At 63.1% G+C, this 8,663-nt stretch carries 7 protein-coding genes and 2 pseudogenes; 7 read left to right on the forward strand and 2 right to left on the reverse strand.

The window, feature by feature from the left end; all coding sequences use genetic code 11:
• The 4 genes and pseudogenes from RBR29_RS08770 to minE all read left to right on the forward strand — a co-directional run.
• A pseudogene (locus RBR29_RS08770) lies at positions 1-395 on the forward strand (glutamine--tRNA ligase); the annotation flags it as partial.
• A 6-nt stretch (positions 396-401) separates the two neighbouring features.
• Positions 402-1,139, forward strand: coding sequence for a septum site-determining protein MinC (gene minC, locus RBR29_RS08775; protein ID WP_320348666.1), 738 nt, complete (start codon positions 402-404; stop codon positions 1,137-1,139).
• Between the two features lie 146 nt (positions 1,140-1,285).
• On the forward strand, positions 1,286-2,101 hold the full coding sequence (minD, locus tag RBR29_RS08780) for a septum site-determining protein MinD (protein ID WP_320348667.1): 816 nt from the start codon (positions 1,286-1,288) through the stop codon (positions 2,099-2,101).
• A 2-nt stretch (positions 2,102-2,103) separates the two neighbouring features.
• Positions 2,104-2,370 (forward strand): cell division topological specificity factor MinE, encoded by a 267-nt coding sequence (gene minE, locus RBR29_RS08785; RefSeq protein WP_320348668.1) that lies wholly within the window; start codon positions 2,104-2,106, stop codon positions 2,368-2,370.
• A gap of 42 nt (positions 2,371-2,412) precedes the next feature.
• Here minE and RBR29_RS08790 read toward each other — a convergent pair whose 3' ends face one another.
• Positions 2,413-3,297, reverse strand: coding sequence for an AEC family transporter (locus RBR29_RS08790; RefSeq protein WP_320348669.1), 885 nt, complete (start codon positions 3,295-3,297; stop codon positions 2,413-2,415).
• Between the two features lie 129 nt (positions 3,298-3,426).
• Positions 3,427-5,232: an acyl-CoA dehydrogenase C-terminal domain-containing protein gene (locus tag RBR29_RS08795; RefSeq protein WP_320348670.1), complete on the reverse strand. Its 1,806-nt coding sequence runs from the start codon at positions 5,230-5,232 to the stop codon at positions 3,427-3,429.
• 396 nt (positions 5,233-5,628) lie between these two features.
• On the opposite strand from RBR29_RS08795, the gene RBR29_RS08800 reads away from it, so the two are divergent.
• From RBR29_RS08800 to RBR29_RS08810, 3 genes and pseudogenes are all read left to right on the forward strand, one after another.
• On the forward strand, positions 5,629-6,720 hold the full coding sequence (locus tag RBR29_RS08800; protein WP_320348671.1) for an NAD(P)-dependent oxidoreductase: 1,092 nt from the start codon (positions 5,629-5,631) through the stop codon (positions 6,718-6,720).
• Positions 6,720-8,426, forward strand: coding sequence for a cytochrome D1 domain-containing protein (locus RBR29_RS08805; protein ID WP_320348672.1), 1,707 nt, complete (start codon positions 6,720-6,722; stop codon positions 8,424-8,426). The genes RBR29_RS08800 and RBR29_RS08805 overlap by 1 nt, the downstream gene beginning before the upstream one ends.
• 55 nt (positions 8,427-8,481) lie before the next feature.
• Positions 8,482-8,663: pseudogene (locus RBR29_RS08810) on the forward strand (hypothetical protein); the annotation flags it as partial.

The raw sequence follows: 8,663 nt of genomic DNA on the forward strand, positions 1-8,663 counted from the left end.
CCGGCTGCGTCAAGAACGACCAGGGTGACATCACCGAAGTCCACGCCGAATACCTGCCTGACACCCGCAGCGGCACACCAGGGGCGGATGCCGTCAAGGTCAAGGGCACCGTCACCTGGGTCAGCGCGTCCCATGCCATCGCGGCTGAAATCCGCCTGTATGACCGGCTGTTCACCGAACCGCATCCCGACAGCGGCAACCGCGACTTCCTGCAGGCCCTGAATCCCGACTCCTGCCGAATCGTGAATGCCTGGCTGGAACCCGGCACCCGCGCCGAGCCCGGCGCGACCTGGCAATTCGAGCGCCTGGGCTATTTCGTCGCCGATCGCGAGGACTCCACCCCCGAGCATCCGGTGATCAACCGCGCCGTCACGCTGCGCGACACCTGGGCCTGATCCATCATGCCCAAGACCGTTGCTGCCCTGGATTTCAAAAGCGCATCCCTGCACGTCCTGCGGGCTGTGCTGCATACGTCCGACACCGCCGCCCTGATCCAGGCACTGGACCGGCGCATGCAGGAAGCCGGTGCCTTCTACGAAGACGAACCCGTGGTGCTCGACGCCCAGGGCCTGGACCAGGCACCTGACTGGGAAAAACTGGCAGACGCCCTGCGCCGCCACCGGCTGCACCCGATCGGCGTGCGGGCATCGGAATCCCTGCTGGCCTCGGCCCACCAGGCCGGCCTGGCGCCCCTGGATCTCTCAGCCAGCCGCTCGACAGAAAGCCGGGAAGGCCGCGCTGCGCCGGCAGCCAGCACGCCCGAACCCGCCGCACCCGCTGACGACGGCAATGCCGCCACCGAAACCCTGGTGGTCCGCCATCCATTGCGCTCAGGCCAGCGCATCTACGCACGCGGGGGCGACCTGATCGTCATGGGGATGGTCAGCCAAGGCGCTGAAGTCATCGCCGACGGCCACATCCACGTCTATGGCCCGCTGCGCGGCAAGGCCATGGCCGGCGCACGGGGCAATCCGCACGCCATGATCCTGACCACCCAGCTCGATCCCGAACTGCTGGCCATCGCCGGGGTCTACCGGGTGGTCGAAACCCGCCTGCCCGACACCCTGCACAACCGTCCCGCCCAGGTCGGACTGGATGGTGACACGCTGCGCATCCGGGCACTGCAGGGCAGCCACTGACGAGACGCTCGGGACATGCCAGTGCCAAGCACGCCGGCCAGAGATCTCGTCACATCCGGACACGCCCGGTCGTCGGCCAACCAGCCCTCCCGGGGCATTTTGCTTTACGATGTCATGAATTTTTCGAACAGGGGAATACCATCACCATGGCGCGCATCGTTGTAGTCACCTCCGGCAAGGGGGGGGTGGGCAAGACCACCACCAGTGCGAGCTTCTCAGCCGGCCTGGCCATGCGTGGCCACAAGACGGTCGTCATCGACTTCGACGTCGGCCTGCGCAACCTGGATCTGATCATGGGCTGCGAACGCCGCGTCGTCTATGATTTCGTCAACGTCATCCAGGGCGAAGCCACGCTGAACCAGGCGCTGATCCGCGACAAACAGCTGGAAAACCTTTATATCCTGCCGGCGTCCCAGACGCGCGACAAGGATGCCCTGACGCGCGAAGGCGTGGAAAAGGTCCTGACCGACCTGGCCGCGATGGACTTCGAATACATCGTCTGCGATTCCCCTGCCGGGATCGAGACCGGCGCAGTGATGGCGTCCTATTTCGCCGACGATGCGCTGGTGGTCACCAATCCCGAAGTCTCCTCGGTGCGCGACTCCGACCGCATCCTGGGCATTCTGTCGGCCAAGTCCCGCCGCGCCGAACAGGGTGACGAGCCGATCAAGGAACACCTGCTGCTGACGCGCTACAACCCCAAACGCGTGGCCGATGGCGAAATGCTGTCCCTCAGCGACATCGAGGACATCCTGCGCATCCGCCTGATCGGCGTGATCCCGGAATCTGAAACCGTGCTGCAGGCGTCCAACCAGGGCATCCCGGCCATTCATATCCGCGACTCCGACGTGGCCCAGGCCTACCAGGACGTGGTGGCGCGCTATCTGGGCGAAGAAAAGCCCCTGCGCTTCGTGGACTATGAAAAACCAGGCCTGCTCAAGCGCCTGTTCGGGGGTAAATAAGCATGTCGTTCCTGGATTTCCTGCGCGGGCATAAAAAGACCTCGGCCAGCATCGCCAAGGATCGCCTGCAGCTCATTCTGATCAACGAGCGCGGCAGCGGTCGCAACGCGCCCGATTTCCTGCCGCAAATGCAGAAAGAACTGATCGCCGTAATCTCGAAATACGTCCAGATCAGCCCTGACGACATCAAGGTCAACCTGGACCGCCAGGATTCGCTGGAGGTCCTGGAAGTCAAGATCGAAATGCCGCAACCCGAAGCGCGCAATTGAACCCAGACACACGAGGGCCCTGCGGACCCTCGTGTGTCGCTGTCAAATCCAAGTGAGCGTCGCCCACACCACCAGCGGAATCGTGACCACCGACAGCACATTGCCCAGCAGCACCACGCTGGCCACGGTCCTGGGCTCCACACGATACTGCTCGCACAACAGATAGTTCAGCACGGCTGGCGGCAGCATGACCGACAGCGCGACCAGACGCGACCATTCGGGCGTCAGAGGCAGCAGCCAGAATACGATCGGCAGCGTCAGCGCACCCGCCAGCAGGTACAGCGCATTGATGCGCAACGCCAGCCCCAGCTGCTCGATCCGGTCCTGGGACAAACGCACCCCCAGCCCAAACAGCATCAAAGGAATGGCGATCTGCCCGGCCAGATCCAGCGTGGTCGTCACGAACGGCGGGATCCATTCCTGATGCGGCGCCAGGGCAACCCCCAGCAACGCCGCCCAGATGTTCGGATTGCGCAGCCACAGCCAGCGACTGCCCCCGCGCGACAGCAGAAACAGCCCCAGGGAAAAATGCAGCAGGTTCGACAGCACGAACAGCACGACGATGTCGCCCAGCAGGTCCTTGCCATAGGCCAGCATCATCAGCGGAATACCAATGTTGCCGGTGTTGCGGAACATCCCCGGCACCAGAAAGGCGGGGCGGGACACTCCGGGATCACGCACCAGCGCCAGCAACAACCCCGGCACCACGATGATCAGCACCCCGGCCACCACCAACGGCCAGCCACGGCCCAGATCGACGGGGTTGTCCAGCAGCGCGGAGCACACCAGCGCCGGGCAGAACACCATCACATTGGCATGGTTGATGAACGTCATGTCCGGCGTACGCGCCTGGCGGCGCCCAAAGGCAAAGCCCAGGGCCGCCACGGCAAAAACGGGCAGGACGATGTTCAGCAGGGTGAGCAGCATGGAAAGAAGACGGGCGTGAAAACGGCAGCCCAGAGTGTACAGCGCCCCACCCACGCAAACGGGGCGGGCCCCATATGAAGGCCCGCCCCGCTGATCGATCCAGACCGGCCGGAGGATTGCGCCGGTGCCTCAGTACCCCAGTGCGAAGTCCTCGGCAGGCAGGTCCATCAGTACATCGGGACCGGCCTTGATGGCGTCCACATGTGCGCGGGTGCGCGGCAGGATGCGTGCAAAATAGAAGCGCGCCGTGTGCAGCTTGGCCTGGTAGAAAGCCTTGTCGCCTTCGCCAGCGGCCAGTTTTTCGGCGGCGACACGCGCCATGTCGGCCCAGAAATAGGCCAGCGTCACGTAGCCCGAATACATCAGATAGTCTACGGATGCGGCGCCCACTGCTTCACGGTTGGTCATGGCCTTCATGCCGATCTTCAGGGTCAGGTCGCCCCATTCCTTGTTCAGCTCGGCCAAAGGCTTCACCAGTTCGGAAATCGCGCGATTGCCGCTGTTGGCCTTGCAGAACTTGTGCACGACCTTGGTGAAGATGCGCAGCGATTCGCCCTGGGTCATCAGGACCTTGCGGCCCAGCAGGTCCAGTGCCTGGACGCCGGTCGTGCCCTCGTACAGCATCGAGATGCGGCTGTCGCGCACATTCTGTTCCATGCCATGCTCGGAAATGTAGCCATGGCCGCCAAAGACCTGAACCCCAAGGTTGGCCGCCTCGAAGCCGGTCTCGGTCATGAAGGCCTTGGCGATCGGAGTCAGGAAGCCCAGCAGTTTGTCGGCCTGTTCACGCGCGCCCGCATCCTGGCTGCGCTGCATGATGTCCACCTGCTGCGCGGCGTAATACAGCAACGCGCGGTTGCCTTCGGCAAAAGCCTTGATCGTCAGCAGCATGCGGCGCACATCGGGATGCACGATGATCGGGTCGGCCGGCTGGTCGGGGAATTTCGGACCGCTCAGGGCCCGCATCTGCAGGCGCTCGCGAGCGTAGGTCGAGGCGCCCTGGAACGCCACTTCGGCATGCGCCAGGCCCTGGATGGCCGTGCCCAGACGCGCCGTGTTCATGAACGTGAACATGCAGTTCAGGCCCTTGTTGGCCGGTCCGATCAGGAAACCAGTGGCCCCATCGAAATTCATCACGCAAGTGGCATTGCCATGGATGCCCATCTTGTGCTCGATCGAACCGCAGGACACCCCGTTGCGCACGCCCTGGCCGCCTTGGCCATCGGGCAGGAATTTGGGCACGATGAACAGGGAAATACCCTTGGTGCCAGCCGGCGCATCCGGCAGGCGGGCCAGGACGATGTGCACGATGTTTTCCGCCATGTCATGCTCGCCGGCGGAAATGAAGATCTTGGTGCCGGTGATCTTGTAGCTGCCATCCGCCTGCGGCTCGGCCTTGGTGCGCAGCATGCCCAGATCCGTGCCGCAATGCGGTTCGGTCAGGCACATGGTCCCGGTCCACTGGCCAGACACCAGCGGCTCCAGATAGGTCTTCTGCTGTTCCGGCGTGCCGTGCGCCTGCAGGGTGTTCATGGCGCCATGCGACAGGCCGGGATACATGCCCCAGGCCCAGTTGGCCTCGCCCATCAGTTCACTGATGGCCATGCCCAGGGATTCGGGCAGGCCCTGGCCGCCGTGCGCCGTATCGTGCGACAGCGCCGGCCAGCCACCTTCGACGTACTGGGCGTAGGCTTCCTTGAAACCAGCCGGGGTCTTGACGCCTTCGGGTGACCAAACACAGCCCTCGCGGTCGCCGACCTGGTTCAGGGGCGCCAGCACTTCCTGGCAGAATTTCGCCCCCTCTTCCAGGATGGCATTGACCATGTCCGGCGTGGCTTCCTCGCAGCCCGGCAAGGACTGGTAATGAGCAGGATAGTTCAGGACTTCATCGCGCACGAAACGAATGTCGCGCAGGGGGGCTTTGTAATCAGGCATCTCCAGTCTCCAGGGGAAATTCAAGAAATGATCCGGGGACCTCTGTCTGGCTGGCCGCCCGGATGCGATTCTGTCGTTCAAGACATGCAGTCTTCAGTTCATGCAGTCTTAAATTCAAACGATTGTTTGAATTTAAGATCCAAGCCTGTTTGAAGTCAAGTCCGGGCGCTGTCCGAATGCCGCCCGCCAAGTCGCCCATGACGGCCTGCGCCGGCCCTTGAAGCGCAGCGCCACGCCCCATTCCGCCTGGCTTCCGGGGAAATTTCTTGCGCCTGGTCAACAGAACAGGGGATTCCTGCACCAGGCAGAGACAGACAAGCCCGAATCCTAAGATTCATCAAGGATACAAGGGAAAACCTTGATTAGTCTGGGGCCATCGGACACAAAGAAAACAATATGCCCAGCAACGTCTTCCCCCTGTTCATCCGCCTCGCAGGCAAACGCGTTCTGGTCGTCGGCGGCGGCGAAATCGCAGAACGCAAGATCCGCCTGCTCCTGCGATCCGGGGCCTGCATCACCGCCATCGCCCGCTCATTCACGCCCACGCTGGCACGCCTGGGCCTGGCTGGCGACATCACGCTGCTGCACGGCTCATTTGAATCCAGTCAACTGCAAGAGGTCTGGCTTGTCATTGCCGCCACCAATGACCCGACGGTCAACCAGGCCGTGGCACAGGCCTGTGCCGAACGCCATCTCTATGTGAATGTGGTCGACGATGCCCAGCTGTCCACGGCCCATATCCCGGCCATCGTTGACCGATCCCCATTGATGATCGGCATTTCCTCGTCCGGCAGCGCCCCCATGTTCGCCCGCGCAGTCCGGGAACGCATCGAAGCACTGACCGATCCGGCTCTGGGCCCGTTGACCCGGATGGCCCAGCAGCACAGGGCGGATATCGCGCACCGCTTCCCTGATCTGGCCAAACGCCGGGCGCTGTACGAAGCCTTGCTGCGCGGTCCGGTAATGCCCTTGCTGCATGCAGGCCGCAACAGCGATGCCGAACAGGCTTTCCTGGCCACCCTCGACCAGGGCAACCTGTCACAACGGGGGCAGGCATGCACGATCCTGGCCCCCGCCGACGACCCCGGCGAACTCACCCTGAACGGCCTGCGCGCCCTGAACCAGGCGGATACCGTCTACCACACATCCTGTTGCCATCCCGGCCTGCTCGAATTGGCGCGCCGGGACGCCACCCGGGTCGTCTTCCAGCTTTCCGAATCCACCACGCTGCCCGATGACGCCACCCTGCAATCCATGCTGGACGTCACTCGTCACGGCCAGAGCATCGTGACGCTGCTGCCTGCCGCCGCAGCCCACGGCAGCCACAGGCTGGCGGACTTCTTCATCCGCCACGGCATCGAACATTTCCAGCTTCCTCACGCGGCAGGCCGCCACACCCCGACCCCCAGGCCGCCCAGCCAACACGCCCCGGTCCATCCACCGGAGCAAGTCCGATTTCCTTCCACAGCAGTCACAGGAGAAGCCTGATGTACATGAAAAAGACTGGACGCTTCGTGCTTGCGGCCCTGGCCGCATTCGGCACGCTGGGCCTGGCCCAGGCAAAATCGGATCCCGCATCCGAATACCAGGGGGCGGCATCCGCCGTCGACCCGGCCAGCGCGACCGTGCATCGCACGGCCGGCGCCCCCGACCTCAGCGATGCCGAATTCACCCGCGCCAAGGAAATCTACTTCCAGCGCTGCGCTGGTTGTCATGGCGTGCTGCGCAAAGGCGCCACCGGCAAACCCCTGACGCCCGACATCACGCAGAAACGCGGTTCCGAATACCTGAAAACCTTCATCACCTATGGCTCTCCCCTCGGCATGCCGAACTGGGGCACCTCGGGCGAACTCCCGCCCGAGGACATCGACCTGATGGTGAAATACATCCAGCACACCCCGCCGGTTCCACCAGAGTGGGGCATGGCCGAAATGAAGAACAGCTGGAAAATCCTCGTCAAGCCCGAGGACCGTCCCAAGAAACAGATGAACAAGCTGAATCTCGGGAACCTGTTCTCCGTCACGCTGCGGGACGACGGCAAGATCGCCCTGATCGATGGCGACACCAAGGAAATCGTCAAGACCATTTCCACTGGCTACGCCGTGCACATCTCCCGCATGTCGGCCTCGGGCCGCTACCTGCTGGTCATCGGCCGGGACGCCAAGATCGACATGATCGACCTGTGGATGGAAGAACCCACCACGGTGGCCGAACTGAAGGTCGGGATCGAGGCCCGGTCGGTGGAAACATCGAAATTCAAGGGCTACGAAGACAAATACGTCATCGCCGGATCGTACTGGCCGCCCCAGTACACCATCATGGACGGCGAAACCCTGGAACCCAAGGAAATCATCTCCACCCGGGGCATGACGGTCGATACCCAGGAATATCACCCCGAACCCCGCGTCGCGGCCATCATCGCTTCGCACCAGCATCCTGAATTCATCATCAACGTCAAGGAAACGGGCTGGGTCCAGCTGTACAACTACAAGGACATCAAAAACCCGACGATCACTTCGATCGGCGCGGCGCCTTTCCTGCATGACGGCGGCTGGGACAGTTCGCACCGCTACTTCATCACGGCAGCGAACAACTCCAACAAGATCGCGGTGATCGATTCCAAGGAACGCAAGCTCGAAGCATTGATCGACGTCGGCAAGATCCCCCACCCGGGCCGGGGCGCCAACTTCGTCCACCCGAAATTCGGCCCGGTCTGGGCGACCAGCCACCTCGGCGACGAAACCATCTCCCTGATCGGTACCGATCCGAAAAAGCACCCCAAAAATGCCTGGAAGGTCGTCCAGACCCTTACCGGCCAGGGGGGCGGTTCGCTGTTCGTGAAGACACACCCCAAGTCGCAGCACCTGTATGTCGACACGACCTTCAACCCGGACCCGAAGATCAGTTCCACGATCGCCGCGTTCGACCTCAAGAATCTGGACAAGCCCTACACCGTGTTGCCGATCATCGAATGGGCCGGCATCAAGGACGGCTCGCTGCGGATCGTCCAGCCTGAATTCAACGAGGCCGGCAACGAGGTCTGGTTCTCGGTCTGGAACACGAAGGACAAGGAATCGGCCATCGTGATCGTGGATGACCGCACCTTGCAGCTCAAAAAGGTCATCAAGGATCCGCGCCTGATCACCCCCACGGGCAAATTCAATGTCAACAATACCCAGCACGACATCTATTGATCCCTGGGGCCATCCCCCCCGGCGCACACGCGCCCCGCGACAGCGGGCTGCGCGGGTGCGGGGGTGGTTCTGGGCAGTCGGCCTGGCCGCTGCCCTGATCGGCATCGCCGCCCCGCCAGGGGCGGCGGCTGCCACCGAATCCGGCCTGACAACCGAACAGATACAACGCATCTCGCACCTGCTGGTGCAGGATTGCGGTTCATGCCATGGTTTGCGCATGACCGGGGGGTTGGGCCC

It is taken from the genome of Castellaniella sp. (assembly GCF_034007085.1).
GTDB lineage: Bacteria > Pseudomonadota > Gammaproteobacteria > Burkholderiales > Burkholderiaceae_B > Castellaniella.

Bases quoted from the DNA above. Each gene is read 5' to 3' on its own strand.
- RBR29_RS08805 (WP_320348672.1), top strand. From the start codon at position 6,720: ATGTACATGAAAAAGACTGGACGCTTCGTGCTTGCGGCCCTGGCCGCA.
- minC (WP_320348666.1), top strand. From the start codon at position 402: ATGCCCAAGACCGTTGCTGCCCTGGATTTCAAAAGCGCATCCCTGCAC.
- RBR29_RS08795 (WP_320348670.1), bottom strand. From the start codon at position 5,232: ATGCCTGATTACAAAGCCCCCCTGCGCGACATTCGTTTCGTGCGCGAT.
- minE (WP_320348668.1), top strand. From the start codon at position 2,104: ATGTCGTTCCTGGATTTCCTGCGCGGGCATAAAAAGACCTCGGCCAGC.
- RBR29_RS08790 (WP_320348669.1), bottom strand. From the start codon at position 3,297: ATGCTGCTCACCCTGCTGAACATCGTCCTGCCCGTTTTTGCCGTGGCG.
- minD (WP_320348667.1), top strand. From the start codon at position 1,286: ATGGCGCGCATCGTTGTAGTCACCTCCGGCAAGGGGGGGGTGGGCAAG.
- RBR29_RS08800 (WP_320348671.1), top strand. From the start codon at position 5,629: ATGCCCAGCAACGTCTTCCCCCTGTTCATCCGCCTCGCAGGCAAACGC.